Below are 25,357 nucleotides of genomic sequence, written 5' to 3'. Positions count from 1 at the left end.
CCGGCCGTCGGGGTCAGGGGCGGCCGATTCCCTTGTAGGTCCAGCCGGCCTCGCGCCAGATGGCGGCGTCGAGGACGTTGCGGCCGTCGAGGATGCTCTTCTCGTCGACGAGATTGGCGACGGCGGCCGGGTCCAGTTCGCGGTATTCCTTCCATTCGGTCAGGAGTACCAGGGCGTGGGCCTTGGCCAGCGCAGTCTTGGTGTCGGGTTCGTAGGACAGTTCGGGGAAGCGGCCCTTGGCGTTGGGCAGCGCTTCGGGGTCCGTGACGGTGACGGTGGCGCCCTGGAGCTGGAGCTGCTGGGCGACACTGAGCGCGGGGGAGTCGCGCACGTCGTCGGACTCGGGTTTGAATGCAGCGCCCAGGACGGTGATGCGTTTGCCGATCAGGGAGCCGCCGACGAGTTCGCGGGTCAGCTCGACCACGCGGGAGCGGCGGCGCATGTTGATCGCGTCCACTTCGCGCAGGAAGGTCAGGGCCTGGTCGGCGCCGAGTTCGCCGGCGCGGGCCATAAAGGCGCGGATGTCCTTGGGCAGGCAGCCGCCGCCGAAACCGACGCCGGCGTTGAGGAACTTGCGGCCGATCCGCTCGTCCATGCCGATGGCGTCGGCCAGGGCGGTCACGTCGGCGCCGGCGGCTTCGCAGACCTCGGCCATGGCGTTGATGAAGGAGATCTTCGTGGCCAGGAAGGAGTTCGCGGCGGTCTTGACCAGCTCGGCGGTGGCGTAGTCGACCACGAGGCGCGGGGTGTCGTTGGAGAGCGGGGTGGCGTAGACCTCGTCCAGGGCGGCGGTGGCACGTGCGCCGTTCTCACCGGCCGGGACGCCGTAGACGAAGCGGTCCGGGGTGAGGGTGTCCTTCACGGCGTGGCCTTCGCGCAGGAACTCCGGGTTCCAGGCGAGGACGGCGCCGGGTGCCTTGGCGGCGACCATGTCGGCCAGGCGGGCGGCGGTGCCCACGGGAACGGTGGATTTGCCGACGGCGATGTCGCCTTCGTGCAGGTACGGGATGAGTTCGTAGAACGCGGAGTCGACGTAGGTCAGGTCCGCGGCGTATTCGCCCTTGCGCTGCGGGGTGCCGACGCAGACGAAGTGGACCTGGGCGCCTTCGGCGTCGGCCATTGACGTGCTGAACTTCAGCCGGCCGGTCTCCTGGACCTCGGTCAGCAGTTCCGGCAGGCCGGGCTCGAAGAACGGTGCGCGTCCTGCCTGGAGCTCGGTGATCTTGCGCTGGTCTACATCGATGCCAACGACTTCATGACCGAGCTTGGCCATGGAAGCCGCGTGGACGGCGCCTAGGTAACCACAGCCAATGACGGAGATACGCATACAGATCCTTTGAACGAGACTTCTTGGAAAAACCCTATTGACAGTATCCCGCAAACATGAAGAGAAGATTAAAACGGCACGGAACTTGAGGGGACCTTGAGGTTCATGCTTTAGGGTGTGGACAAGCCTAAACGCTTGTGCCATCTGGGGACGGTCATGCGATGGGCGATTAGTGGGGAGTTGGGGAACTCATATGTCTGTACTTTTTCGCGTCCAAAGTGCCATCCATCCGTCTGGACAGAAGTATCGAACAGCCAGTTGTGCAGAACAGCTGGTGTTGCCATGACCGGATTCATGAGCGCGCGCGTCCATGCCGCCGCGGACAACGGAACGGTCCTGGTCGGTGTGCTGTGTCTGGCCCTGGTGTTCCTGTTTTTCGCGCTGCAGCGCAAACCGCCGCGGCTGCTGAAGACCGATCCTGCCATGCTGCCGTCCACGTTTTTCACCGGCGTCATGGCAACGGCCCTGTTCGCCGGGCTTACCGGCGGCGGGACCTCGGAGATGATCGGGGCAGGCCTGGCGGCCGGCGCTGTTTACGGGCTTTTCTGCAGCTTCGTCCGGCAGCGGCCCGCGCGGTCGGGCAGCCTGCACCTTGTCCGGTCTTTCATCGAGTTCATCATCGCCGCGGCCGCGCTGTTCTACGCGAGCACTGCTTACTTTGAGCTGGCGGTGCAGTCCTCCGCAGCCGGGCTGCCGCGCCCCTTCTGGACGGCGGCGTACATTGCCCTGCTGGCCGCTGCGTTCATCGCGGTCCTGCCCAATACGCTGCACAAAATGGGCAGCCACGGCTGCATCCTTGACGTGGGAATGTGCACTTATGCCGCCCTGGTGTTGCTGACCTTCTGCCTCGCGCCCACCGGCCTGGCGACGCTGGAGCTGCCCGGGGTCGGCTGGATCTGGGCGATCGCAGGCGTGGCCGTGGTCCTGATCGCCAGCGTGCTGGCGCCCGGAGCAGTGACGGCCGCCGGCGGCCTGTTCCTGCTGCTGGGCGGGGTGCTGCAGGACGCCTCGGCCGGGACGGATTTCTCGCCGTCGTCGCTCGTCTCCGCCGCGGTTCTGGGCGCTTATGCGGTGTGCTTCTGGCTGTGCCTGGGTTTGACGCAGAAAGTACTTCCGCCGGTCGTGCAGATGCGCTAAGTTTCATCGCAAGGGGGAACATCCATGAAAATGCATAGAGGTGTCCGGGCAGGTGTTGCCGCAGCGGCCGCGGCCGCCGTCGTTGTTCTTGCAGGTTGTTCCGCCGCTCCGCCGCCGCTGGTTCCCACGCACAGCGCTGACACCGGTGCGCTGCGCGAGGCTGTCAACGCCCGGGACATCATGGACCACCTCGAGGCGCTGCAGGACGTGGCCGATGCCAACGGCGGCCACCGGGCCGCCGGCAGTTCCGGCTACGAGGAATCCGCCCGGTATGTCGAGGAGCAGCTGCGCGCGGCCGGGTATAACCCTGTGCGCCAGCATTTCACATACAGGGACGACGGCGAGGAAGTCGAGACGTTCAACATCCTCGCGGAAACCGGCGGCAGCGACGAGCACGTCATTGTGGTGGGCGGGCATCTGGATTCGGTGCGCCGCGGGCCCGGCATCAACGACAACGCCAGCGGGGTGGGCGCCATCCTCGAAACGGCGCTGCGGATGGCGGACTCCGGGACCGAGCCGGCCAATAAGGTGCGGTTCGCGTTCTGGGGCGGCGAGGAGGAGGGGCTGAACGGATCGCAGCATTACGTGGACGAACTCAGCGGCAGCGAGACCCGGCAGCATGCGGTCTACCTGAACCTGGATATGGTGGCCTCACCCAACGGCGTGCGATTTGTGCACGACGGCGACGGCTCGACTTTCGGCGACAACGCGCCCAATGGTTCGGATGAGATTGAGGACGTTTTCGTCGACTATTTTGCTGACCGCGGACTGGAGGTGCTGCCCACTCCGTTCGAAGACGGCGACTCCGACTACACAGCCTTCGTCAAGGCAGGCATTCCCGCCGGCGGGCTCTTCACCGGCGACGCGGGCACCAAGAGCGGGGCGGAAGTGCAGGACTTCGGCGGCGAGGCGGGAGTGGCATACGACATTTGCTACCACGAGTCCTGCGACACAATCGAGAACGTGGACACGGACCTGCTCGAGGAAATGGCGGACGCCCTGGCACACGCCACCATCGCCTTCGCCACGGCCACTCCCGCGGAGGATTGAGCGGGCTTAGCCCGGATCGCCGCGGCTCGAGTTCGGACTGAGTTTCCGAGTCCGGCACAAGGTTTTGTCAACCCCTGACGGCGATTTTCCCTCCTCGCAGGGCGAACTGGTTGTGCGCTCTTCCGGCCCGGGAATCCCTCGACTAACGTCAGCAACACGACCGGTGTTGGGGGCCATGCCGGGCGACATTCAACCGAAATCAGGGGAATGACGAAAATGAATCATCGTCGCAATAAGCGCATCGGGGCGATAACCGCCGTCGTCGCTTTGGCACTCGGCGCCGGGCTGCCCGCCAACGCGGACAACGGGACGGACACGGAAAAGCTGCGTGAAGCCGTCACTGCTGAGAGCATCATGGACCACCTTGAACAACTCCAGAAAGTGGCCGCGAACAACAACGGGAACCGCGCAGCCGGAACGGAAGGCTACGAGGCAAGTGCCGAGTACATCGAGGACGAACTGGAGGATGCCGGCTACGATCCGGAGCGCCAGTACTTCGACTACGAGCAGTTCGTCGAGCACACGCCATCGGAGCTGGCACAGGTCTCGCCGACGGAGAAGACCTACATCAACGGAACCGACTTTACGACCATGGAGTACTCGGGTGCGGGTGAAGTCGAGGCCGCAGTAACAGCGGTGGATGTGAACTTCACCGATCCGGCGGCCTCGACCAGCGGATGCGAAGCGGCCGACTTCGAAGGCTTCACAGCCGGCCACATCGCGCTCATCCAGCGAGGCACCTGCACCTTCGGAGTGAAGGCACAGCTGGCTGCGGATGCAGGTGCTTCGGCAGCCATCATCTTCAATCAGGGCAACGGGGACGACCGGTCCGGCCTCCTCAACGGCACGCTGGGCGAGGCCGTTAAGATCCCGACCGTGGGTGCCACCTACGCGGTGGGCCAGGCCTTGGCCGCGGAACCGGCGACAACGGTGCGCGTCAACGTTGATGCTGAAGTCAAGCAGTCGAGGACCTTCAATATCCTGGCGGACACCGCCGGGCGCGCGGACCGCACCGTAGTGGCCGGCGCCCACTTGGACAGCGTGGCCGAAGGCGCCGGCATCAATGACAACGGTTCCGGCAGCGCTGCCATCCTGGAGACAGCCATCCAGATGGCTGAGCAGGACGAAGACGGGCCGCGAAACCGCGTGCGCTTTGCATTCTGGGGAGCAGAGGAAAGCGGACTGATCGGGTCCACCCACTATGTCTCCCAGCTGAGCAAGGAGGAGATCAAGCAGCACGCACTCAACCTGAACTTCGACATGGTTGGCTCGCCAAACTTTGTGCGCTTTGTGTACGACGGCGACGGCGATGCTTTCGGCCAGATCGGTCCGAACGGGTCAGCTCATATTGAACACGTCTTCAACGACTACTTCGCCTCGCAGGGGTTGGCCTCAGCGCCGACGGCCTTCGACGGGCGCTCCGACTACTTCGCCTTCATTGAAAACGGCATTCCGGCCGGTGGTCTGTTCACCGGCGCAGAGGGGATCAAGAGCGAAGAGCAGGCCAGGGATTTCGGCGGCACGGCGGGTGCAGCCTACGACCCCTGCTACCACTCGGTCTGCGACGACACTAGCAATATCAGCATGGACGCCTTGGAACAGATGTCCGATGCGATTGCGCACGCCACGCTGACCTTTGCTGAGACCACTTCCGCGGTCAATGGCACGGCCAAGGGTGCCTCCAACAGCGGTGCTGCTGACATGAAGTTCAAGGGCAATGCCGCACAGAAGTAGCCGAAAATAAACCGAGCGCTACAGCTAGCGGTCAGCGCCGCCGTCGTTCATCTGTTTCGGATGTTCGGCGGCGGCGTCCTCTTTGGCCACGCGCCGGTATTCGAGGAACGCATACAGGATCACCAGGCCCAGCGCCGAGCCATGGGTGTTGGCGAGGACATCCTGCATGGTCCCGAAGCGGCCGGGCAGGAACGTGTCCTGGACCAGTTCGATCATGAACGAGACGGCGAAGGCAGCGGGCACGGCGATCCAGCGGTAGCCGGCGCGCAGGAGGGTGCCGCCCAGCAGACCGATCGGCACGAACATCACAATGTTGGCGCTGGTCTCCACCAGGTTGTAGTCGATCCAGTCCGGCGCCCCGAAGGCATGTAGCTTCGCCAGCACCTGCAGGATGGTGCCGCTCGCGTCGCGGTCCACCGGCGTTGGCCACAGGACTACCAAAGCCACCGTCAGCAGGTAACCGATCAGCAGGAAGCCGGGCAGATGCCCGCGCCGGCCGCCGGCTGGTGCCCTCAGCAGCCGGGCGCCGTTCTTGGCGTCGTGCCGTCGCCGGAACCAGGATTCAAGCCTGGCCCAGAGCCGCGACCGGCGCATCGCCAGCACGGCGGAATTCCACCTCGCCGACAACGGTGCCAGCTTCGTCCCGAACTTCTTTCCCAACATCCCCAACTTCGTTGCCCACGTCCCCAGCTTGGTCGCTAACGCCTGCCGCATCAAACCCTGTCCGCCGACGTCGTCTCCGTAGAAGGGACCCGGTCACCGCCGTCGGCCGGAAGCAGGACCGTGAACGTGGTGCCCTTGCCGAGCTTGCTGGTGAAGCTGATCGAGCCTCCGTGCGCCTCCACGATGGCCTTGGTGATCACCAGACCAAGTCCAACTCCGGGGATCGCCGCCCTACGCACCGTGGGGGTGCGGAAGAACTTGGTGAAGACCCCGCCCAGGTCTTCTTCCGCGATGCCCATGCCGTGGTCCTCGACTTCGAAGCCGACCCGGCCCTCTGCCTGCCATGCACGGACGGTAACGTGACCGCCCGCGGGGGAGTACTTGATGGCATTGGAGAGCAGGTTGTCCATCACCTGGCACATTCGGTCATGGTCAATGAACGCCTCGAGATCGCTAGGGCTCTCATTGACCAGTACGACGCCGGCTTCCTCCGCCCGAGGTGTTGCCGAAGCCAGGCAGGATGCGATGACCTCGGCCAGATCGACGTTGCGTTGCTCGATCTTGGCCGGGCCGGAGGCGGTGGTGAGCAGGTCCGAGACTAGCTGGAGCAAACGCTCGGCATTGCGCAGCGCCACACGTAGGGATACGGCCAAGGAGCCGTCCGGATCCTTCAGCTGGGTCTCCTCCAGCGACAGATCGAGGTAGCCGATGATGGAGGTCAGCGGGGTGCGCAGCTCGTGCGACACGCTGGCGACGAAATCGTCTTTGGCAGCAAGGGCGTTCACCAGATCCGTGACATCGCTGAAGGCAACGACAGAACCGGCGAAGGTGCCGTCGTCGTCCCTCATGGACCTGGCGGAGATGGACATTGCCCGTTGCTGCTTGCCCTCGCCGATCCAGACCAATTCGTCGGAGAAGGTCTCCCCGCGCACGGCCCTCAAGACCGGCCGCTCATCCTGCGGAATCGGCGAGGTGCGGTCCGGTTTGTACACGTGCAGCTGGCGTTCGTTGGGATCAGTATTTCCCGGGGGAGCAGCCAGCATATGGTTCTGCTGCTGGCGCCGGTTCATCAGGATGTCATGCCCGTCCTTGTCCACGGCGACCAGACCGACGCCGACCGTGTCCATCATCGTCTGCATGAGTCTGGAACGGTTCCTGGTTTCATCCAGGACAGCCTGAAGTTCGCGGTCTTTGGCTTCAAGCACTGCCTGTTTGTCCGTCTCGCTCAGGCTGAATATCGACGCCGTAACGCAAATGGCGAGCATGATGATAGGTATGAGGAACGGATCGGCCAGCCCGGCTGCGGTAACCGGCTCACGGGAGGTCAGAACGGGTACCCAGACCAGCAGCAAGGGTGCGAAGAAGCTGATGATTCGGGCGGCAACTGGGGCTATGCCGGACCATGCCAACCAGAACACCGGGAAAACCGCCAGCATGCTCAGTCCGCTCAGCGACTCCGCCCCGCCTGTCCTCAGCGCCGCTACGACAACGAAATCCAGCAGCGGGATGACCCAGTAGGTGGGGTAGGGCAGGCGGTCCCAAGGGACCAGAAAGCTGGCAGCCGTCAGAACTGCCAGCATGATGAGCCCCGCCTGGAAAGCGACGTCGTTAAAGCTGTCCGGAAAGAAGATTGCCGCCACCAGGGCCACCAAGGTCACGGAAATCACCAGCGGCATCTGGCTCAGGAAGACCCGGTACCGCAGGTTCAGCTCATGAAACTGCTTCCGCACGCCGATCATGGCCAGCGCGTTCTTGACGACTGCGGACATGTTCCCCGGTTTCCTGTTCCTGCAGCAGATGAGACCTGATACCCGGCACAGTTTTGTTCTACCCGCCGGAAATTCAGTATAAAGGTGGGCCTGTCCCGTTCCGGCCATGGTAGCCCGGCAACGCCGCAAAAAGTGTCCTTGGTGAAAGGTATAATACGAACAGTTGTTGCACCGAGGTGCATCATGGGTGTGCGGGCAAAAAGTTCGGGGGGATTTTGGAAGCATCACGGGTAGCGGTCATCGTCGAAGATGACCGCGACATACGGGACCTTATCGAGGCTGTTCTGATCCAATCTGGCTTCGAGGTCCATGCTGCGGCGAGCGGTGAAGAAGGCGTACAAGCCGTGGAGAAACATGACCCGTCCATCGTGACTCTGGATCTTGGCCTGCCGGATATGGACGGGTTCGAAGTAGCCCGACGGATCCGTCTCTTCAGCGACAGCTACATCATCATGCTCACCGCGCGCGCGGAAGAGTTGGATACCTTGCTGGGACTGGAATCCGGCGCCGATGACTACATCACCAAACCCTTCCGCCCGCGCGAACTGCGGGCCCGCGTCGCAGCGATGCTCCGGCGGCCACGCATGGGCGACACTGGTGCGTCTCCCGTGGGGCAGACACCGGTGCCAGCCGCCCCGGCCAACGGATCAGAGCAACCGGAAGGCAATGGGCAGACTCAGGTAGCCGAACCAGCGACTAATGGAAACCCTCCCGGCACGTACTTGCACAATGGGCTTCTGCTGAACCACCAAACGCGAACTACCGAGGTCAACGGCCAGGAGATTGAGCTCACCCGCACCGAATTCGACCTGCTCCACGCGTTGATGGAAAGCGGGCGAGTGGTGCGCACGAAGACGGACCTTGTCCGCCGGTTGCGCTACGAGGACTATGACACCGGCTCGTTCATCAGCGACGCCGATATGCGCGCTATCGAGGTCCACATCGGTAATCTTCGCAGGAAACTGGGCGATAACTCGCGTGAGCCGCGGTGGCTGGAGACCGTTCGCGGAGTCGGTTACCGGCTAGCCCCCAAGACCCTCCGCTAACCGACCCCGCTATACCAGGCGTCTGGCTTGCCCTCCTGTATCTGACGCCGTTCAGTTCCTCCGACGCTCTGCTTTTGCTTCCAGGTACTCCAGCCGTAGCTGGACCATGGTGGCGCGACCGCACGCAGCGATTTCTTCCAATAGGTTCAACGTGCAGGAAGTCCTGATGTCCTCGCCCAGACGAAGTAGCATCGCTTGCAGGTTTGCTGCCAACTGGGACAGCCTGCCGGCGCCGGCCATCGCACTGGATACCTTCAGGCTCAGGACCACGTCCATGGCAGCCTTTGCATCAGAACCTTGGATAGCCTGGCACAACCGGGCATGTCGTTCCTCCCAATTGCAAATGAAGCCCCGGACGAATGACCGGCATCTCTCTTCATCCTCAAGCTCAGCCGCCAGCTGACGCAGCGTCTCCAGAGAGACTAGCGGCGCAACTTTCGGCATATCGCTACCGCCCTTCTGCCAGTCAATTGACCGCCCGCACTTGTTCCCTGATCCTGTAGTTCGTTACGGGATTCATCGTGCCTTGCCATACTCAGGATGCACGGCAAGAAAGACTCAAGATCGGCTCAAGATTGCTTGAAGTGCAAACTTCGTCCAAATCTTGAGGAAATCTTCCTGTTTTCTTTCGTGTTCCCAAAAGCGATTCTTGAGCCAGCCCTAGCAAGGTGACTTAAGTCAGCAATAAAACGAGTGTTGGGGCTAAACATGAACAAGATGACAAAGGGCTCGATCGCGACCGGGGTGGGAGTAGCGCTGCTTCTCGGAGGCGGCGGAACCCTAGCGATGTGGAACATCAACGAGCCTTCCGACGCCGGTTCCATTAAGTCTGGAAACATGACTCTGGAAGCCAGCGTGGGTGAGTGGACGATCAACGGGGACACTTTCTTATCAGCCGCCCAGATCAGTTCCCATCCCATAGTTCCAGGAGATGTACTCACCTACTCTCAAAACCTCAAGGTGGGTCTTGTCGGTGATCTGAGGGCTCGACTCACTGTTGAAAAGCCACAGGACGACGCGACGAATTTTGACGCCGATACCTTCGAGATTTCGGAGGTCGTCCTGAAAGATGCAATCGGGGGATCAGCCGTCGCCAATCCGCTCACTGCTCCTGAATCCTCCGTCACCGCGACAACGACTTTTACATTCCGTGGCGACACCGGTGAGCTTCCGGGAGACATGGGAAATGAAAGCATGGACGCCACCTACAATTTCGGTACCGTGCAGTACAGGCTGGAGCAACTCGAACTGTAAGCCGTTCGCGGGTTACTCGGGAAACTTAGAATCTGCGTCGAATCACCGTGTATTTGTGTAAAGGGACATCAACATGGGGACTAAGTCGTTGCTGAAGGCCAGCGCTCTCCTCGCTGCCGCCGTCGTGCTTGGCTTGTTGGCGGTCCAGGGGACTTATGCACTGTGGAACAAGATGGTGCCGGTGGGGGCCGGCACCATCCCGACAGCGGATTTCCGTGTGAGCCTGACTGATCTGAGCACTGGCGTTCCGATTGATATGACAGACAGCACCGGGACTTCAGCGCTGGTGTCTTTGAAACCAACCGGCAGTCCTTCTCCAGGGAAACCTGCGTATGCAGGGGTCAGGATCTCTAACGTCACAAATGCTGGCTCGGATTTCGCGGTCCGGGCCAGCACCGGCGAAGTGAGCATTACCAATGTTGCACCCGGCCTCTCGGGGCTCTTGTCAGTCAACATGCAGGCCGTGCTGGTTGAAAAAACGAACTGCTCAGCGGAAGACTTTGCCGGCACAGCGTCCTCGGGCTCTGCCACTGCCAACATTAGCAAGAACAGCTCAGCTGTTTTTTGTTTTCAGATCCTCATGACCGGGGACGCGCCAAGTGGCGGTTCGGCTCGCGTCGACGTCCCCATTATTGTGAATCAGCTCTGAACGGAACATCATGACAGTCACCTATGTTGAGGCGAAGCCACACCAAAGAAAGCACTTCCTGGGCAAGGCCATAGGCATTGTGGCGCTCTGTCTGGCCTTGTTTGCGGCCGGGATTCTGATCGTCATCCCCGCAGCTACGGGCTCACAGCCGTATACCGTCCTGACGAATTCGATGGCTCCGAAGTGTCCACCGGGCACACTGATGATCGTGAAGCCAGCCGACTTCGGTTCCCTGAGCCTCGGCGACGTCATCACCTATCAGCTGGACTCCGGGAAACCAGAAGTCATCACACACCGAATCGTGTCCGTCGGGGTAAATCAGGAAGGCGATCGGACTCTCATCACGAAGGGAGACAATAACTCTGTCGAGGATGAAGTTCCAGTCCAGGAAGTTCAGGTCAGAGGAAAACTCCTATACGCCGTTCCGTACGTGGGGTGGGTATCCAACTGGATGGAAAGCGGTAATCGTAACGGCCTGGTCAAATGGCTGGCTGTAGGGCTAATCGCTTATGGAATGTACAGTATTGCTCGCGGTACCCGAGACTCCCGCCGAAAGAAGAAAGCATCTTGAGCGCTCAGGGCGGGCCATTGCTTTATCGCCTTCGCCGGATGCCGGGCCTTATAGGCGCCGCTGTCATGTTCTGCCTGGTTGTCCTCATGGGTCTTGGCGGAACGTCGGCCGTCGCAAAGTGGTCCCAGTCAGCGACGGTAGGCATCGAGATTGTGGCCGAAAGTTGGTCACCAACTTGTACGGTCTCCACGGACGGAACGACGTTCACGATTCAATGGGCACAAGTTCCGGGAATTGAGTACGTCCTTGAAGCCGTCTGGATGAACGGCGAGGGGCATGCACCACCTGGTCAGCAGAAGCCCTTCGATTTTGTGCCGATAGATTCGGGAACTGGTCTGATGACACTGCAGCTAACACAGTCGGATCTCGACTTGAAGAGCGGCTGGAGGGTTCGCGTGACAGGTGGATCTGCCGGAGAGGAAATTTTCGTCTTCAACCTGACTCAATCCGGAGGAACCGGAACATGCGCGTAGGAGCTTGCCAGCCAACTCAGTTGGGATCTAGCTGCGGCCCTCGCCCTCAAACACATCGGGGATGCCGTCCTGATCCGTGTCCGCCGTCTCGATTTCCTCGACCTTGCGGTAGTGGCGGTTGCGGGCACGGAGGATGACGGTGGCGGCCAACGCGGAAACCAGGGATCCGGTCAGCACCGCCACCTTCGCGTGGTCGTGATGCTCGGACCCGAGGGCGAAACTAAGGTCGTTGACTAGCAGCGATACGGTGAATCCCACGCCAGCGAGAATCGCGATCCCGAAAACGTCGATCCACTTCAAGGTCGGGTCCAGATTGGCCTTGCTGAGTTTGGTCAGGGTCCAGGTGGTCAGCATGATGCCGATCGGCTTGCCGACAAACAAGCCGAGGATGATGCCCAGGGCAACGGTATCCGTGAGGGAGGCACCGAACCCATCCCAGCCGCCCAACGCGACGCCAGCGGAGAAGAATGCAAACACGGGAACGGCGAAACCCGTTGAGAGCGGGCGGAAGCGGTGCTCCAGCTGCTCGGCCAAGCCTGGGCCAGCATCCGGGCCGCCGTCCTTCTTGCTGCGAAGTACCGGCACCATGAAGCCCAGCAGAACGCCGGCCACTGTGGCGTGCACACCGGAGGAGTGCATCAGGCCCCAGGTGATGATGCCCAGCGGGAGGAGGATGACCCACGCAGCGATGTGGTTCTTGGCGAAGAACTTTGCGTACTTCTGCGTCAGGAATGCGAACAGCGCCAGCGGGACAAACATCAGGAGCAGGAACGGGACATGGACTTCTTCGGTGTAGAAGAACGCGATGATGGCGATGGCAATGAGGTCATCCACCACAGCCAGGGTGAGGATGAAGATGCGCAGTGCGCTGGGCAGGTGCGAACTGATGACGGCGAGTACAGCGACGGCGAAGGCGATGTCCGTAGCGGTGGGAATGGCCCAGCCACGCAGCGCCTCGGGGCCGGCTGCAAGGTTGACGATCACATAGATGAGGGCCGGAACTGCCACGCCACCGAAAGCCGCGGCGATAGGCACGATTGCTCGGCTGGGGGAGCGCAAGTCGCCTGCGACGAATTCCCGTTTGAGCTCAAGGCCGGTGAGGAAGAAGAAGATCGCCAGCAGACCGTCGGAAGCCCATTTCCCGATGCTCAGGTCCAGGTGCCAGGGCTCGTAGCCGATCTTGAAGTCGCGGATGGCGAAGTAGCTGTCCGCGGCGGGGGAATTGGCCCAGATCAAGGCTGCCACCGCGGCAATCAGCAGCATGATGCCGCCGACGGTTTCCTTGCGCATCAGATCGCTGAGCCGGACGTATTCCGGATAGCTGCCGCGGCTAAGAATGGTCTTCTTGCCGTTTCCGGGGGCGGGGTTAGTCACTGGTTCTCCAGACGATTTTTGACATCACGGACGTACTCGACGACCAGACTTCCCGTCACACCGTGAGCCAGTTTACATCCCAGGGCGTGAGGTGCGTCATCTGTTACTGCGTCAGCCGGACACTGCGAACGACCGCGACGGATGGCAAGCTGCGGGGCAAATTGGCTTGCCTTAACGAGCTGAGCGCACAGCCTAGCTGTAGGTGCCACCGGGTTTTCGGCCAGAGCCGAGCACCGGAGTTCTCCTACAACCAAAGGCTGTGCGCCCAGGTGTGTGGGGCTGTGAAGCCTGGACTTAGCGGGAAGTGTTGAGTTCTTCGTGCGAGTCCGAGCGCCCAAGGATTTCCTTGGGGATGAAGAATGCGAGGGCAAAGAGCAGCAGCCCGATGCCGAAAGCCGGAATGGCGCCGATCTGGGGCTCCAGGCCAAAGGCGACCAGGCTGGCGCAGAAGAGAACCATCATGATGACGAAGGTGATGATGTTGCTGACCAGATGGCCTTCGCCGGAATGGGAACGCTGCTTGGGGGTTGCCATGGAACTGATTCTCCTCGTTGATGCCGTGCTAAAAGAAGTGCCCAAAATTGAGCGGATTAGTATGCGGAAGTAGCTTGCTCACCGTTAACAATAGCCACTGATGAGCTCGCTCCAATTCTCGTGGCACCGGCTTCGAGCATCGCGCGGGCGTCCTCGAGTGAGCGGATGCCCCCGGAAGCCTTGACTCCGAGCTCCGGACCGACCGCCTTGCGCATCAGGGCAATGTCTTCAACGGTTGCCCCGCCGCCGCTGAAACCGGTGGAAGTTTTCACGAAATCCGCGCCCGCCTCGGCCGCGACCTCGCAGACCAGGGTCTTCTGTTCGTCCGTGAGGAAATGTGTTTCCAGAATGACCTTCAGGGCCGCGCCGCCGGCGTGTACGGCATCGGCGACGGCGGCGATGTCCGTGTAGAGCGAGTTGCGGTCATTGGCGCGGGCCGCGGCGATGTTGATCACCATGTCGATTTCGTCCGCGCCGTCCAGGTTGGCACCGCGGGACTCGTAGACCTTCACATCGGTGGGAGTGGCTCCAAACGGAAAGCCGACGACGGAGCAGGTCTTTACACCGGAACCCTTGAGCGTGCTGTGCACCAGGGCAGTCCAGAGCGGGTTGGTGCAGACCGAGGCGAACTTGTGCTCCACGGCCTCCTTGCACACTGCAAGGATGTCTTCGCGGGAAGCGTCCGGCTTGAGCAGCGTGTGGTCAATGTAGGAGGCAATCCCGGACATAGTCACCCTTTCGACGGCTTGTTCTGGAGCTCCCATCTTTGCATAGAAGCACTGCCCTCGCATGGGTCACGGCGAGTCGCCCGCGGTGGCGGCGAAGGGGTCCTTCGGCAGGCGCAAACGGGCGTGCCGGTAGGTTCCAGCGCCGAACACGTGGTGAGATATTGGGATGACACCTACCGCGGACTCACCGGCCGACGGCGAGCCTGCACCTTTGGCCCTGGTTGCGGGATGTTCCCACGCGCTGGCGGGCATCCCGGCGGCGCTGCGTGCCGCGGGCATCTCGGTGGCTGACGCAGCGGGGGCGGCAGGCGCGGCACCGGATGTCGCCGTCGTTGCCGTGGGTCCGGATGCAAACGGAGCCGACGTGCTGGCCGGACTGTCAGCCGAAACCGCCGAAGGAACCGGTGGGCACCTGCCGGTCATCCTGCTGGCCAGCGAGGGCATGTCCGCAGAGGAAATTGCGGCCCTGGACGTCGCCGATTTCCTGATCGGACCTGCGCCGGAACAGGAACTGGTCCTGCGGATCCGCACCTTGCTGCGGCGGACCAAGCAGCAGCAGCGCCGGCGCGAGTCTACCGCGCAGTTGCGCCAGCGCACCCGGGCGATTTCGGCGGCAATCCGTTCATCAAACGACCCGCAGTTCATGGCCGAACAGGTGATCGCCGGTCTGAGCGAGACTTTCGGAGCTGACCGCAGCTGGATCCGTACCTTCGGCGACGAACGCGTTCCGACGCTGGAAATGGGCTGGGACAGCGACGGCATCAGTGCCTCCGCACCCGCCCTGCCCACGGAGGAGGCCGAGCGGCTGGCAGCGATGCTGTGGGAGGACGAGAGGGTCCTGGCCGTGCCGGACCACGACGGCGCGGAGCTGCCCGATTTGGAATCCTTGAACAAAGCGGCCGGCAAAGACGGGCTCAAGACCTCCGTAGTGGTCCCGCTCGGCCACGGCGGTAAAGCATTCGGGCTGCTCTGGCTCGCCGGGATAGCCACCGCCCGCGAATGGGCGCCGATCGAGCTGTCGCTGATCCAGCATGTCGCCGGCAACCTCGCCCACGGCCTGGTGCAGGGCCAGCTCATCACCGCCCAGCGGCAGGTGCTGAACCGGGTGCGCGAACTGGACCAGGCCAAGAGCGAATTCGTCGCCACGGTCAACCACGAACTGCGCACCCCGCTGAGTTCGATCATCGGCTACCTGGACATGATCATGGACGACGGCGTGGGCGAACTTCCGCACGAAACAGCCAGAATGCTCAAGATTGTGGACCGCAATGCCCACCGGCTGAACGGCCTCGTTGAGGATGTGCTCACGCTCTCCAGGAGCGACGCCGGAAACATCCAGCAGTCCATCCGGCCGGTCAGGCTCTCCGTCTTATTGCAGTCCGTCCTCAGCACGCTGGCGCCTGCGGCAGCGGCCGGCCGGATTGACCTGAGCCTTCGGGAGCCGGCTTCGGACGTCCAAGTGGACGCGGACCAGGAACAGCTGGAGCAGGTGTTCGTAAACATCATCTCGAATGCGGTGAAGTTCACGCCCGCCGGCGGCAGGGTCGCCGTCGACATCAGCAGCAGCGTGAGCGACGCCGGGATCCCGCGGGCCTGCGTCAGGGTGCGTGACACCGGTATCGGCATCCCGGCCGACGAGGTGCCCAAGCTGTACGGCCGGTTCTTCCGTGCGTCCAATGCCACCGCCGCCGCCATCCAGGGCACGGGACTCGGCCTGTCCATCGTGCAGGACCTGGTGCACCAGCACGGCGGGGAACTGCATATTTCGTCCCGGCTGCATGAAGGGACCACGGTCTCCGTCCAGCTGCCAGCGCGCCGCTGAAAGAGCAACCGGTTGAGGTAGCAGCTGAAGGTAAAGGTTTCACATAAACTGGTGGCGTACGTTGCTATTTCGAAGGGGAACCATGGACTCCGCACCCGTTGAGGACCCGCGGCTGCAACAGCTGGTCGAGGGTGTCGTCAAGCTGGCCGCGGGCGATCTCAGCGCCAGGATCCAGCCTTCCGAGAAACGGGATGATATCGACGCCGTCATCACCGGCGTCAACCTGCTGGCCGAAGAGCTCCACTTCATCTACTCGGACCTTGAACAGCGCGTCGAGGAGCGTACCGCGGCGCTGATCGAGGCGCAGTCCAAGCTGCAGCGGATGGCGATGACGGATGCGCTCACCGGGCTGGCCAACCGCTCGGCCCTGCGTGACCGGACCCGGGAAGCGCTTGCCGCGGCCGACGGCGGGAAACGTGCGCCGGCCGTGCTGATGCTGGACCTGGATTCGTTCAAGCCGATCAATGACAGCCTCGGCCACAGTGCCGGGGACGAAGTCCTGGTGGAGGTGGGCCGCCGGCTGTGCTCGGCCGTCCGGGACACGGATACAGTGGCCCGGCTGGGCGGGGACGAGTTTGCCATCCTGATTCCGGAGGCCACCGAGCAGGATGTCGAAGCGATTGCGGACCGCGCGCTGCGGGCACTGCAAAGCAGCATCACCGTGGGCACAGTGAACGTCTGGGCGATGGCCAGCATCGGGGTGAGCATCGGCGCCGAGGGGACTTCGGCCGCGTCCCTGCTCCGCGATGCCGACGTCGCCATGTACGAGGCCAAATCGCGCGGCCGGAACAACGTCCAGGTTTTCCACCCGTCCATGCTCCATGCCACGCAGCAGCGCTCGCGCACAGCCGCCGAGCTGCGCAACGCCATTGAGAACGGTGAACTGCTGCTGTACTACCAGCCCGTGGTGGAGCTGGCGACCGGCAGGATCATTGGCATCGAGGCGCTGGTCCGCTGGGTGCATCCGACCCGCGGCATGATCATGCCGGAGAGTTTTATCCCGGTGGCCGAGGAAACCGGACTCATCGTGGATCTGGGCAGGTGGGTCCTGCAGGAGGCGCTGCAACAGCTTAAGTCTTGGAACGACGTCGTACCCTTGCCTTCGCAGCTCAAGCTCCACCTGAACCTTTCGGCAGCCGAGCTGATGCGGAACGACCTGCTGGAGGACATCGCAAGGTCGCTGGAGCGGCATGGCATCGACCCGGGGCGGCTGGTTTTCGAAATCACCGAGACCGTGCTCATGACCCGGGAAACCGAAGAGGCGCAGGTGCTGGGAAAAATACGCGGACTGGGCGTCGGGCTGCAGATCGACGACTTCGGCACGGGCTATTCCTCCATCAGCTACCTGCGCACGCTGCCCGCCGACACGGTGAAAGTGGACCAGTCCCTGATCGAGGGGATGGACAACGACGCCGGTCAGCAGACCTTCGTGGCGGCCGTCCTGCAACTGATCGCGTCGGCCGGGCTGCAGGCCATTGTCGAGGGCATCGAGACGGCGGAGCAGGTTGCCCAGCTGCGCCGGCTGGGCTGCCGCTTCGGCCAGGGCTATTACTTCGGCAGGCCTGTCCCGGCGGAGGAAACCGTGGCTTTACTCAATTCACCGCTGCCGTCTGCGTAAGGTAACTTCATGCCAAAAATCTGGGATTCGGTTCTGCTGCTCCCCAAGCTCGCCCGCCTGGCTTCCCGCGTACCCAAAAATCCGCACCATGCGTGGGAAAACTACTGGGCCGGCATCACCCGCACCGGCAAAGACGGCGAGGTCCTGTGGGACGCCGCCGCCGAGTCCGAACGCCTAAGCTACCTCGTGCCGATCAAGGAGCACTTTGATCCGGCATTGCCGGTGGTCGACGTGGGCTGCGGCAACGGCACCTTCACACGGTGGCTGGCCACCCTGTTCCCGCAGGTGCTGGGCGTCGACGTTTCCGCCAGCGCCGTCCGCCGTGCCCAGGCCGAGGCCGAAGCGGAAGGCCTGCGCGATGTGGAGTTCGCGGCGATGGACGTGGTGGCCGACGGCGCCGGGGACCTGCTGCGCGAGCGGCTTGGCGGCTCCGCCAACGTGTTCCTCCGCGGCGTGCTGCATGTGCTTAAGCCGGAGGAACAGGCACGGCTGGCGGCGAACCTGCACACTCTGGTGGGGGAGCAGGGCAGCGTGTTCCTCGCCGAAACCAATTTTCAGGGGAACCGGTTCCAGTACGTGGGCCACCTTGGAGCCACCCGCCGCGGCATTCCACATCCGCTGCGGCGGGCCATCGAGGGGCTGCCCATGCCCGGACACTTCGGCCAGCCGGAACTGTCCGAGGTCTTTCCATCCTCGGAGTGGCAGCTGCTAGCTGACGGACCGGCGATCATCGAAGCGGTGCCGATGAAACAGGACTCGGTGACGGAGCAGATTCCCGGCTACTTCGCCGTCCTGCAGACAAACTGAGCCCTGGACGTCACTGCCGTCGCTGATGCGGGTGAGGCTCAATTTACAGAGCGGACATCAAGGTGCAATCCCGCCGGGACACCGTCTCCGTAGCGTTGCTTCACATCAACGAGCAACCGGAGGAAACATGTCCTACGTCAAACCGGAACAGGTAGTCGAGGCAGCCGTCGCGGCGGGCAAGGCCAAGGCCGAAGCAGGCAATCTGCAGTTGCTGATGCGCGGCGTTCTCGGCGGGGCGATCCTGGCCTGCGCGACCACGCTGGCCCTGGCGGCGACCGGCCAGACCACCGGAATTGTCGGCGCGATCGTCTTCCCACTCGGCTTTGTGATCATCGTGATTCTCGGCCTGGAGCTGGTAACCGGCGCTTTCGCGGTCGTCCCGCTGGCCGTTTACCGAAGGCAGGCCACGATGGCGGATATGCTGCGCAATTACGCCGTCGTCATCCTTGGACACCTGGTCGGGTGCCTGGGGTACGCGGCGGCGTATGTCGCGGTGATCACCCGGATGGGAACCTCCGACGCCGATCCGATGGTCGCCACGCTGGTCAACCTCGCGGAGGCCAAAACGCTGGCGTACGCCGAACTGGGCGGAGCCGGGTTTGCGCTCGTGTTCATCAAGGCCGTCCTGTGCAACTGGATGGTCACGCTCGGGGTGGTCATGGCTATGACCTCCACCTCCACCGGCGGCAAGATCCTGGCGATGTGGCTGCCGATCACGTGCTTCTTCGCCCAGGGATTTGAGCACGCGGTGGTGAACATGTTCGTGATCCCGGCGGGCATGATGCTTGGCGCCGACGTGGGTGTGGGGGACTGGTGGCTGTGGAACCAGGCGCCCGTGCTGCTGGGCAATTTCGTCGGCGGCGTGCTGCTGACCGGGTTCGCGCTCTACCTCGCGCACTGGAATACCACCGCTGCGGGGCCGCTGCTGGAGTTGCAAGAGGAGCGGGGGCACGGGCTGGCGGAGCAGCTGGAGAGCGAACTGGAGGAAGAACTGGAAACAATGGCGTCTGCCCAGGGCGAGCCGGCCAAACGCTGACGCGGCTGTGCGCATGCGGACGGCCGGCGATGCTCAAGATCATGTCCCTTGGCCTTGGCCCGGAACTCAGCCGCGTCCGGTCCCAGCCTCGTCTTCGCCGCCGTGCCCCGCAGTGTCCTCGGCTTCCCTGGCCTCCTCCTCGGCCTCTCGCCGGTGCTGCTCGAGCTTTTCCTCAGCCTCGCGCCGCCGCTTCGCCACGGCCCGCGGGTCGTCGACGGGCAAGGCGCCGCCTGGCTTGGCAGGCCCGGCATACGAGCTGCGGTCATGCTCCCGGGGACCGTGGCCAGAGGATTTCGGTTCGTTTTCGTTCATGTGCGCATAGTTCCACATTCGTTACGCCGGCAAAAGGGCGTGTGCATAGAAGGAAAAGTGGTCTCTGACTCCGGGCCGTTCGCGGCCGGGTGCTCCCGGGGCTCCGCGCGGTGTCGGCCCGGCGCACCCGGAGTCAGAGCCTTTTGCCGGCCAGGAGCTTGGCCGCCGCTGTTCCCCGCGCACCGGCGCAGTTCTTGGTGTAGGTGCCGAAGATGAGTTTGCTGTTCACGCCCATCTGGAAAGCCATGCAGTCTGCCGCCTGTTCTATTCCGCCGGTGCCGGTGGTTTTGTAGATCTTGTTCAGTTTGGCCCGCAGTGTGCCCTGCTGCGACGGCGGGTAGAGGCTGAACTCGCGGATGTGCGCGCATTCATGCAGGGCGGCATATTTCAGCAGGTTCCCCGCGGGCCGGCGGGCTACATTCATCCGCAGCGACGTGCTGTAGGTGTAGCTGCGCAGCCGGTCCTCTTCCAGGATGATCACGTTGGGGCAGTATTTCTTGACCTGGTTGTAGACGGTCTTCTTGTAGCCCTTGTATGATCTGGGGTTCTCGTGCCGCAGCGTGACGTGCTTCGACTCCCACCGGGCTTCCTTGCCGCTGGCGTTGACCACCAGGCGGTACTTCTTCTTGACGGTGGCCGCGGTGTGGGTGGTCCGCACGGTGACAGCAGTGGAGCTGGCCTTCCCGGCCTGCTTCTTCCACGTCAGCTTCTGCAGCGTGATCCACTTGCCGTTGCGCGATTCCTGCAGCACACCCGTCCGGTTGGTCTTGATGTTCTTCAGGACATAGTGCTGCGAGAAGCGTTTATAAGAGGCGACGTACCCGCCGGCATTGCTGAACAGCGCCTTCGAGTTCGAGCTTCCCACGGCGATCACGGAAGTAGCAGGCAGGGCGGCGTTCGCCGGCGCCGCGGGAAGCATCACTCCCACTGTGAGGGCACCGGCAAGCAGGGCAGTCGTGCAGCGTTTCACATCGAGATCCTTCTCGAGTGACGGACAAGGCCCTACTGCCCCGCTGAAGGAACTGCCCGCGAATGATTATGGATGAGTCTCCATCGTCGATGCACCGCAAACGTGGGTCAACGCCCCAATAATGGGGGCCCGATTTTGAGTGTTCCGGGGTCAGCCCTGCACAGCCGGCTCCTGCAGCACCCAGAAAATGGCGCCGTGCGGATCCTGCAACATGGCCATCCGCCCCACGCCCGGAATGTCCACCGGCTCCCGCAGGACCGTGCCGCCGCCCTTCTGCGCAATAACGGCGGCGGCGTCCGTGTCTTCGGTGCCGAAGTAGACCTCCCAGCGCGGAGACTTGTCCTCGGTCTCGGGCTCCTTGAAGCCCGCCACATACATCCCCGCGGCCTTGAGCATGGTGAACGTGCCGCCGTCGACCTGCTCCTCGTGTGCCTCGCCGCCCAGAACATCGAGGTAGAACGGAACGGCGTGGTCCCAGTTGTCGGCTGCCAGTTCGTGCCAGACAATGGTGCCGGGCTCGTTGATCAGTCCGGCACCGGTGTGCTGCCCGGACTCCCACAGCAGCAGCGGCGTCCCGACACCGTCCTCGATGGCGGCCATGCGGCCGGACCCGGGGACGTCCGTGGCGGGCATGACGATGAGCCCACCGGCCGGAATCACTTTCTCCAGCGTGGCATCAAGGTCATCGACGGCAAAGTAGGTATTCCAGGCAGTCGGCACACCCGCTTCCACCGCTTCCGGGGTCTGCCCGGCAATCGCGGCGACGGGAACGCCGCCGATCGTGGCCGTGGCGTAGCTGCCTTGGGCCGAACTCGAGCTGTCCGTATACTGCCAGCCGAACAGGGCGCTGTAGAACGTCTTGGACGCCCCCGGATCCGGCGACTGCAGGTCGACCCAGGCCGGGGCGCCCTGCGGAAACTTCTCGACTGTGCTCATGGCTGCTCCTATGATCGGGCGGCTGATGTTGCAGTTCCCGGCCAGTCTAACCGCGCGCACGGACAGGATGGTGCCGGAAGGATGACAGCGGTCTGCCGCTTGCCTTGGGAAGCGCAGAAGGTGGGGCGGACGCACACCTATCTTTCCGCCGTCGTGCGTGATAGCAAGGAAAGTAACCTTACTATTCAATGCAGGCGCGGCTGTGCGTGTTGCAGCGCGTGGGCGCACAGGCCCGGGCGCCTGCCGGACAGGGAGGCACATCATGGCAATTCAGCGTGACCTGATCATCGGCGGAAAGCATGTTGCCGCCGCATCCGGCAAGACCACGGAGGACATCAACCCCTACACGGGCCAGCCCTATGCCACGGTCGCTGCCGCCGGTGTGGAGGATATGACCCGTGCCGTCGACGCCGCCGCCGGTGCCTTCGACCAATGGGCGGGCATGGCCGCCAGCGCACGGCGCAAGATCTTCTTGCGGGCGGCCGACCTCCTCGAGGAACGCGCCGAAGACGGCGTCTCACTGATGGCCGGCGAAGTGGGCGGGGTGCGGAGTTGGGCGCTGTTCAACATCGGCCTGGCCGCGAACATCCTGCGCGAAGCGGCTGCAGCGACCACGGCTCCGCAGGGCGATGTGCTCGCCACGGATATGCCCGGCGCGTACTCGCTGGCGGTCCGGCAACCGTTCGGCGTGGTGGGTGCCATGTCGCCGTGGAATGCGCCGTTCATCCTGGGCATCCGGGCGGTCGCGATTCCGCTGGCCGTGGGAAACACGGTAGTGCTGAAGCCGAGCGAGGACGCGCCGCTGTCCTGCGGGCTGTTCCTGGCCGACGCGCTGCTTGACGCCGGGATCCCGGATGGGGTGCTGAATGTGGTGACGAATGCGCCCGAGGATGCGGCCGACGTCGTTAGCACCATGATCGCCGACGAGCGCGTCCGCTGCGTGAACTTCACCGGTTCTACCGCCGTGGGCCGGAAGATCGGCGTGCAGGCGGCCGAGCACCTGAAACCCGCGATTCTGGAGCTCGGCGGGAAGAACAGCCTCGTGGTGCTCAAGGACGCCGATCTGGACTATGCGGTGGACGCCGCCGCCTTCGGGTCCTTTATGAACGCCGGGCAGATCTGCATGTCGGTGGACCGGGTGGTGGTGGACAAGAGCCTGGCAGCGGAGTTCACCGAAAGGTTCGCGGCGAAGGTCTCCGGGCTGCCGACCGGTGACCCGACCGACCCGGACACCGTGATCGGGCCGGCGGTCAACGCGAAGTCCGCGCAGCGCCAGTACAGCCTGATCGACGACGCGCTGGCCAAGGGTGCCACAGCGGTGGCCGGCGGCCACAAGCTGGAAAACTCGCTGGTTCCCGCGACCGTGCTGACCGGGACGACGCCGGACATGAAGATCTACCACGACGAGATCTTCGGCTCCGCGACCACCGTGCTGGAGGCCGACAGCCCCGAGCATGCGGTCGAACTGTCCAACGACACCAAGTACGGACTGACCGCGGGCGTGATCACCGAGAACATCCACGAGGGTCTGAAGGTGGCGCAGCGGCTGCGCACCGGGATTGTCCACGTGAATGACCAGCCGGTGGCGGACGAGCCGATGGCCCCGTTCGGCGGCGTGCAGAACTCCGGTTACGGCAAGTTCGGCGGGCAGGCCGGGATCGATTCGTTCAGCGAGCTGCGCTGGGTGACGATCCAGCAGTACGGCCACGCGCAGTACCCGTTCTAACGGCAAGTGTCTGTTCTTCTTGCGGTTAGATAACGAGTGAAACGAATGATCGGTAAATCCTTCCATCAACCTGTCCGGCAGGGTAAAGTGTGCCTGTTGTCACTATGAGGATAGTGAACTATGACTCCCTGGAAAGGGGACAAAATGCCGCATGAGGTGGCGATGCTGCGCACCGACGAGCCGGTGGCCACAAGGCCGTCCGACAGCACGTTGGAGCTTGGCGAATTTCTTGGCGCCCACGGGGAATGCCTCCTGCAGGAAATCCAAACCCTGCTGGCGGAACTCGACGGCAAGGTCACCCGGTACACCTGGCTGAAGTCTTCCCAGGACGCGCCGAAGGAACAGCGGGCCGAGAACATGCGCTCCCTGGCGTTCATGCAGACGGCGTTGGAAGACATCACCGCCACGGTGGTCGGCATTTCAGTGAGTTCCCAGAGTGGTCCGGGCATGGAAACTACCGGCAAAGTCTCCAGCTGGGGCTAGCGAGCCTGCTGGAGCGCTGCAGTGCGGGCCGAAGCAAGCTTCATCGCGTTTATGAGCCGGGCTTTCAGTCCTTCGGGATCTGAAAAGTCCGGCCAATACACGCGACAGAAGTTCCAATGAATCTCGGTCAAAGCGTTTTCGCGTTTCCGCTCTTCCAGAAGAACTTGGTCGGTCGGCCCATAATCGAAGTACTTGATCCGGCCATCGAATTCAAGAGCCAGCATGATGTCCTTCCACGCGAAGTCCAACCTATGATCACCGTGTCTCGTTGAAACCCGGAACTGAGGTTCAGGCATCGGAATGCCGAAGGTACCTAGAAGCAGACGAGTGCGCGTTTCGCCTGGTGATTCGGAGCGGCCGTCCAGGAGGCTGAGGACTCGGCCCGCTTTTTTGATGCCGCGCTTACCCGCGTGCGCGTGCACAAGCTCGCGCATCCCCGTTAGGGATGCTCCGCGGTGGAGCGCATGATCACCGATGACCGCAGCCTGATGAAGGTTCAGTGTGCGGGCACAATCAACTACTGTTCGTTCCAGCGTGGTCACCGGAAACAGATTCCCACCGGGGCCTTCAATCCAGGTCACCTGGTCGGGGTCTAGCTTCAATGTGTGGGCCAATGTATCCCTGCTCTGTGATGACCTCGTCCAGGAAAAGTCGAGAGTCACATGCACCTCCGAGGAGACGCCCCAGGTGTGGAGGCCGTGGAGCCGGGCAGCTGTCACGTGGCTGTAGGTGCCGCCATGCCGGGCTGCCAGCAAATGTGCTTGGATCCGGAACAAGTCCCGTTGGTCCGGCAGGCTGTCCCTCCAGACGTCCAGCGGAATGTAGGCGCCTCTGCGTATCCGCACGAGCACGTTATTTCGAACAGCCGCGGCCAGGAAGGCGGTGCTGAGACCCAGGTCCGCCAATTGGGCTGTAGTGGCCACAAGAGAAGAAGGCCAGACATCGAGTGCTTTCATCTTGAGCAAGTCGCGGTCCATTCCTCCAGTCTGGGAAGAACAGGCGTCGAGGCTACGCATGCAGGGACCGAATGTGGAAGTCGAGATGTGCTTGTGCCACTGTGGAGGCCAGATGCAGGCCCCCGGTGACGCGCACCGCCGGTCCGATGCGTGTGCTAATTCCGTCGGGGTCTCCTGAATGAGAACTTGCATGCACGAGATCGTTCCTCGGCCGCGAGATCGTGGCTTACAGGAGGGCTGCCAGGCAGGGAGGGACGATCTCGCAGCAGCGCGCACAAGCGAGGCGGGTATGCAGCACATTTTCGGTGCACCGCATGAGGCACCGTACCCGTAACGGCGGCCGTGATGAGGCCCCCCGGAGTGGCTCAGGGGAGGTACCTCG

At 63.1% G+C, this 25,357-nt stretch carries 25 protein-coding genes; 14 read left to right on the top strand and 11 right to left on the bottom strand.

What is annotated here, in order from left to right:
• Positions 1–13 precede the first annotated feature (13 nt).
• Positions 14–1,327: a UDP-glucose dehydrogenase family protein gene (locus B0G38_RS03045; RefSeq protein WP_264668081.1), complete on the bottom strand. Its 1,314-nt coding sequence runs from the start codon at positions 1,325–1,327 to the stop codon at positions 14–16.
• A 294-nt stretch (positions 1,328–1,621) separates the two neighbouring features.
• On the opposite strand from B0G38_RS03045, the gene B0G38_RS03040 reads away from it, so the two are divergent.
• The 3 genes from B0G38_RS03040 (at position 1,622) to B0G38_RS03030 (ending at position 5,248) form a co-directional block, all read left to right on the top strand.
• Positions 1,622–2,464: a hypothetical protein gene (locus B0G38_RS03040; RefSeq protein WP_264668080.1), complete on the top strand. Its 843-nt coding sequence runs from the start codon at positions 1,622–1,624 to the stop codon at positions 2,462–2,464.
• Between the two features lie 24 nt (positions 2,465–2,488).
• Positions 2,489–3,514, top strand: coding sequence for a M20/M25/M40 family metallo-hydrolase (locus B0G38_RS03035; RefSeq protein WP_264668079.1), 1,026 nt, complete (start codon positions 2,489–2,491; stop codon positions 3,512–3,514).
• 207 nt (positions 3,515–3,721) lie between these two features.
• On the top strand, positions 3,722–5,248 hold the full coding sequence (locus B0G38_RS03030) for a M28 family peptidase (protein WP_264668078.1): 1,527 nt from the start codon (positions 3,722–3,724) through the stop codon (positions 5,246–5,248).
• A 24-nt stretch (positions 5,249–5,272) separates the two neighbouring features.
• Here B0G38_RS03030 and B0G38_RS03025 read toward each other — a convergent pair whose 3' ends face one another.
• Both B0G38_RS03025 and B0G38_RS03020 read right to left on the bottom strand, forming a co-directional pair.
• A complete protein-coding gene (locus B0G38_RS03025) occupies positions 5,273–5,911 on the bottom strand; it encodes a VanZ family protein (RefSeq protein ID WP_264668077.1) in 639 nt (212 codons plus the stop codon).
• A gap of 50 nt (positions 5,912–5,961) precedes the next feature.
• Positions 5,962–7,680, bottom strand: coding sequence for a sensor histidine kinase (locus B0G38_RS03020; RefSeq protein WP_264668076.1), 1,719 nt, complete (start codon positions 7,678–7,680; stop codon positions 5,962–5,964).
• A gap of 215 nt (positions 7,681–7,895) precedes the next feature.
• Between B0G38_RS03020 and B0G38_RS03015 the strand changes: the two genes are divergently transcribed.
• A complete protein-coding gene (locus B0G38_RS03015) occupies positions 7,896–8,726 on the top strand; it encodes a response regulator transcription factor (RefSeq protein WP_264668075.1) in 831 nt (276 codons plus the stop codon).
• Between the two features lie 51 nt (positions 8,727–8,777).
• On the opposite strand, the gene B0G38_RS03010 is transcribed toward B0G38_RS03015, so the two are convergent.
• Positions 8,778–9,002 carry a hypothetical protein gene (locus B0G38_RS03010; RefSeq protein WP_264668074.1) on the bottom strand — a complete coding sequence of 75 codons (225 nt, stop codon included), beginning with the start codon at positions 9,000–9,002 and terminating at the stop codon, positions 8,778–8,780.
• A gap of 432 nt (positions 9,003–9,434) precedes the next feature.
• On the opposite strand from B0G38_RS03010, the gene B0G38_RS03005 reads away from it, so the two are divergent.
• From B0G38_RS03005 to B0G38_RS02990, 4 genes are all read left to right on the top strand, one after another.
• Positions 9,435–9,980 carry an alternate-type signal peptide domain-containing protein gene (locus tag B0G38_RS03005; RefSeq protein WP_264668073.1) on the top strand — a complete coding sequence of 182 codons (546 nt, stop codon included), beginning with the start codon at positions 9,435–9,437 and terminating at the stop codon, positions 9,978–9,980.
• A 73-nt stretch (positions 9,981–10,053) separates the two neighbouring features.
• A complete protein-coding gene (locus tag B0G38_RS03000) occupies positions 10,054–10,629 on the top strand; it encodes a hypothetical protein (protein WP_264668072.1) in 576 nt (191 codons plus the stop codon).
• A gap of 10 nt (positions 10,630–10,639) precedes the next feature.
• Positions 10,640–11,200, top strand: coding sequence for a signal peptidase I (locus B0G38_RS02995; protein WP_264668071.1), 561 nt, complete (start codon positions 10,640–10,642; stop codon positions 11,198–11,200).
• Positions 11,197–11,673: a hypothetical protein gene (locus B0G38_RS02990; RefSeq protein WP_264668070.1), complete on the top strand. Its 477-nt coding sequence runs from the start codon at positions 11,197–11,199 to the stop codon at positions 11,671–11,673. Before B0G38_RS02995 ends, B0G38_RS02990 begins: the two co-directional genes overlap by 4 nt.
• Before the next feature lie 27 nt (positions 11,674–11,700).
• On the opposite strand, the gene nhaA is transcribed toward B0G38_RS02990, so the two are convergent.
• From nhaA to deoC, 3 genes are all read right to left on the bottom strand, one after another.
• The gene (gene nhaA, locus B0G38_RS02985) at positions 11,701–13,047 is read right to left on the bottom strand and encodes a Na+/H+ antiporter NhaA (RefSeq protein ID WP_264668069.1); all 1,347 of its coding nucleotides are present in this window, start codon (positions 13,045–13,047) and stop codon (positions 11,701–11,703) included.
• A gap of 294 nt (positions 13,048–13,341) precedes the next feature.
• The gene (locus B0G38_RS02980) at positions 13,342–13,581 is read right to left on the bottom strand and encodes a hypothetical protein (RefSeq protein WP_074698728.1); all 240 of its coding nucleotides are present in this window, start codon (positions 13,579–13,581) and stop codon (positions 13,342–13,344) included.
• Positions 13,582–13,637: 56 nt separating this feature from the next.
• The gene (deoC, locus tag B0G38_RS02975; RefSeq protein WP_264668068.1) at positions 13,638–14,309 is read right to left on the bottom strand and encodes a deoxyribose-phosphate aldolase; all 672 of its coding nucleotides are present in this window, start codon (positions 14,307–14,309) and stop codon (positions 13,638–13,640) included.
• Positions 14,310–14,475: 166 nt separating this feature from the next.
• Between deoC and B0G38_RS02970 the strand changes: the two genes are divergently transcribed.
• The 4 genes from B0G38_RS02970 to B0G38_RS02955 all read left to right on the top strand — a co-directional run bounded on the left by B0G38_RS02970 (position 14,476) and on the right by B0G38_RS02955 (position 19,592).
• Positions 14,476–16,131 (top strand): ATP-binding response regulator, encoded by a 1,656-nt coding sequence (locus tag B0G38_RS02970; protein ID WP_264668067.1) that lies wholly within the window; start codon positions 14,476–14,478, stop codon positions 16,129–16,131.
• 82 nt (positions 16,132–16,213) lie between these two features.
• Positions 16,214–17,749 carry a putative bifunctional diguanylate cyclase/phosphodiesterase gene (locus B0G38_RS02965; protein ID WP_264668066.1) on the top strand — a complete coding sequence of 512 codons (1,536 nt, stop codon included), beginning with the start codon at positions 16,214–16,216 and terminating at the stop codon, positions 17,747–17,749.
• 9 nt (positions 17,750–17,758) lie between these two features.
• Complete coding sequence (locus tag B0G38_RS02960) at positions 17,759–18,556, top strand: class I SAM-dependent methyltransferase (protein WP_264668065.1); 798 nt, start codon at positions 17,759–17,761, stop codon at positions 18,554–18,556.
• A gap of 127 nt (positions 18,557–18,683) precedes the next feature.
• A complete protein-coding gene (locus B0G38_RS02955) occupies positions 18,684–19,592 on the top strand; it encodes a formate/nitrite transporter family protein (RefSeq protein ID WP_264668064.1) in 909 nt (302 codons plus the stop codon).
• 66 nt (positions 19,593–19,658) lie between these two features.
• Here B0G38_RS02955 and B0G38_RS02950 read toward each other — a convergent pair whose 3' ends face one another.
• The 3 genes from B0G38_RS02950 to B0G38_RS02940 form a co-directional block, all read right to left on the bottom strand.
• Positions 19,659–19,904 carry a hypothetical protein gene (locus tag B0G38_RS02950; protein WP_264668063.1) on the bottom strand — a complete coding sequence of 82 codons (246 nt, stop codon included), beginning with the start codon at positions 19,902–19,904 and terminating at the stop codon, positions 19,659–19,661.
• 133 nt (positions 19,905–20,037) lie between these two features.
• Positions 20,038–20,874: a hypothetical protein gene (locus B0G38_RS02945; protein ID WP_264668062.1), complete on the bottom strand. Its 837-nt coding sequence runs from the start codon at positions 20,872–20,874 to the stop codon at positions 20,038–20,040.
• A gap of 150 nt (positions 20,875–21,024) precedes the next feature.
• Complete coding sequence (locus B0G38_RS02940; protein WP_264668061.1) at positions 21,025–21,810, bottom strand: VOC family protein; 786 nt, start codon at positions 21,808–21,810, stop codon at positions 21,025–21,027.
• Between the two features lie 262 nt (positions 21,811–22,072).
• Here B0G38_RS02940 and B0G38_RS02935 point away from each other — a divergent pair, with 262 nt between their 5' ends.
• Both B0G38_RS02935 and B0G38_RS02930 read left to right on the top strand, forming a co-directional pair.
• Entirely contained in the window at positions 22,073–23,536 is a 1,464-nt protein-coding gene (locus B0G38_RS02935) for an aldehyde dehydrogenase family protein (RefSeq protein ID WP_264668060.1), read from the top strand.
• Positions 23,537–23,656: 120 nt separating this feature from the next.
• Positions 23,657–24,019: a hypothetical protein gene (locus B0G38_RS02930; protein WP_264668059.1), complete on the top strand. Its 363-nt coding sequence runs from the start codon at positions 23,657–23,659 to the stop codon at positions 24,017–24,019.
• On the opposite strand, the gene B0G38_RS02925 is transcribed toward B0G38_RS02930, so the two are convergent.
• Positions 24,016–24,996: a type IV toxin-antitoxin system AbiEi family antitoxin domain-containing protein gene (locus tag B0G38_RS02925; RefSeq protein ID WP_264668058.1), complete on the bottom strand. Its 981-nt coding sequence runs from the start codon at positions 24,994–24,996 to the stop codon at positions 24,016–24,018. The genes B0G38_RS02930 and B0G38_RS02925 overlap by 4 nt on opposite strands.
• Between the last annotated feature and the right edge of the window lie 361 nt (positions 24,997–25,357).

This window comes from Crystallibacter permensis, from assembly GCF_025960875.1.
Lineage (GTDB): Bacteria > Actinomycetota > Actinomycetes > Actinomycetales > Micrococcaceae > Crystallibacter > Crystallibacter permensis.
The sequence above is the reverse complement of the archived record's forward strand: the minus strand, read 5'-3'. Positions and strand labels throughout refer to the sequence as shown.

What these genes read in the sequence shown, in the direction of transcription:
- B0G38_RS03045 (WP_264668081.1), bottom strand. Translation starts at nt 1,327, where the DNA reads ATGCGTATCTCCGTCATTGGCTGTGGTTACCTAGGCGCCGTCCACGCG.
- B0G38_RS03040 (WP_264668080.1), top strand. Translation starts at nt 1,622, where the DNA reads ATGAGCGCGCGCGTCCATGCCGCCGCGGACAACGGAACGGTCCTGGTC.
- B0G38_RS03035 (WP_264668079.1), top strand. Translation starts at nt 2,489, where the DNA reads ATGAAAATGCATAGAGGTGTCCGGGCAGGTGTTGCCGCAGCGGCCGCG.
- B0G38_RS03030 (WP_264668078.1), top strand. Translation starts at nt 3,722, where the DNA reads ATGACGAAAATGAATCATCGTCGCAATAAGCGCATCGGGGCGATAACC.
- B0G38_RS03025 (WP_264668077.1), bottom strand. Translation starts at nt 5,911, where the DNA reads ATGTTGGGAAAGAAGTTCGGGACGAAGCTGGCACCGTTGTCGGCGAGG.
- B0G38_RS03020 (WP_264668076.1), bottom strand. Translation starts at nt 7,680, where the DNA reads ATGTCCGCAGTCGTCAAGAACGCGCTGGCCATGATCGGCGTGCGGAAG.
- B0G38_RS03010 (WP_264668074.1), bottom strand. Translation starts at nt 9,002, where the DNA reads ATGGACGTGGTCCTGAGCCTGAAGGTATCCAGTGCGATGGCCGGCGCC.
- B0G38_RS03005 (WP_264668073.1), top strand. Translation starts at nt 9,435, where the DNA reads ATGAACAAGATGACAAAGGGCTCGATCGCGACCGGGGTGGGAGTAGCG.
- B0G38_RS03000 (WP_264668072.1), top strand. Translation starts at nt 10,054, where the DNA reads ATGGGGACTAAGTCGTTGCTGAAGGCCAGCGCTCTCCTCGCTGCCGCC.
- B0G38_RS02995 (WP_264668071.1), top strand. Translation starts at nt 10,640, where the DNA reads ATGACAGTCACCTATGTTGAGGCGAAGCCACACCAAAGAAAGCACTTC.
- B0G38_RS02980 (WP_074698728.1), bottom strand. Translation starts at nt 13,581, where the DNA reads ATGGCAACCCCCAAGCAGCGTTCCCATTCCGGCGAAGGCCATCTGGTC.
- deoC (WP_264668068.1), bottom strand. Translation starts at nt 14,309, where the DNA reads ATGTCCGGGATTGCCTCCTACATTGACCACACGCTGCTCAAGCCGGAC.
- B0G38_RS02970 (WP_264668067.1), top strand. Translation starts at nt 14,476, where the DNA reads ATGACACCTACCGCGGACTCACCGGCCGACGGCGAGCCTGCACCTTTG.
- B0G38_RS02965 (WP_264668066.1), top strand. Translation starts at nt 16,214, where the DNA reads ATGGACTCCGCACCCGTTGAGGACCCGCGGCTGCAACAGCTGGTCGAG.
- B0G38_RS02960 (WP_264668065.1), top strand. Translation starts at nt 17,759, where the DNA reads ATGCCAAAAATCTGGGATTCGGTTCTGCTGCTCCCCAAGCTCGCCCGC.
- B0G38_RS02955 (WP_264668064.1), top strand. Translation starts at nt 18,684, where the DNA reads ATGTCCTACGTCAAACCGGAACAGGTAGTCGAGGCAGCCGTCGCGGCG.
- B0G38_RS02950 (WP_264668063.1), bottom strand. Translation starts at nt 19,904, where the DNA reads ATGAACGAAAACGAACCGAAATCCTCTGGCCACGGTCCCCGGGAGCAT.
- B0G38_RS02940 (WP_264668061.1), bottom strand. Translation starts at nt 21,810, where the DNA reads ATGAGCACAGTCGAGAAGTTTCCGCAGGGCGCCCCGGCCTGGGTCGAC.
- B0G38_RS02935 (WP_264668060.1), top strand. Translation starts at nt 22,073, where the DNA reads ATGGCAATTCAGCGTGACCTGATCATCGGCGGAAAGCATGTTGCCGCC.
- B0G38_RS02930 (WP_264668059.1), top strand. Translation starts at nt 23,657, where the DNA reads ATGACTCCCTGGAAAGGGGACAAAATGCCGCATGAGGTGGCGATGCTG.
- B0G38_RS02925 (WP_264668058.1), bottom strand. Translation starts at nt 24,996, where the DNA reads ATGGACCGCGACTTGCTCAAGATGAAAGCACTCGATGTCTGGCCTTCT.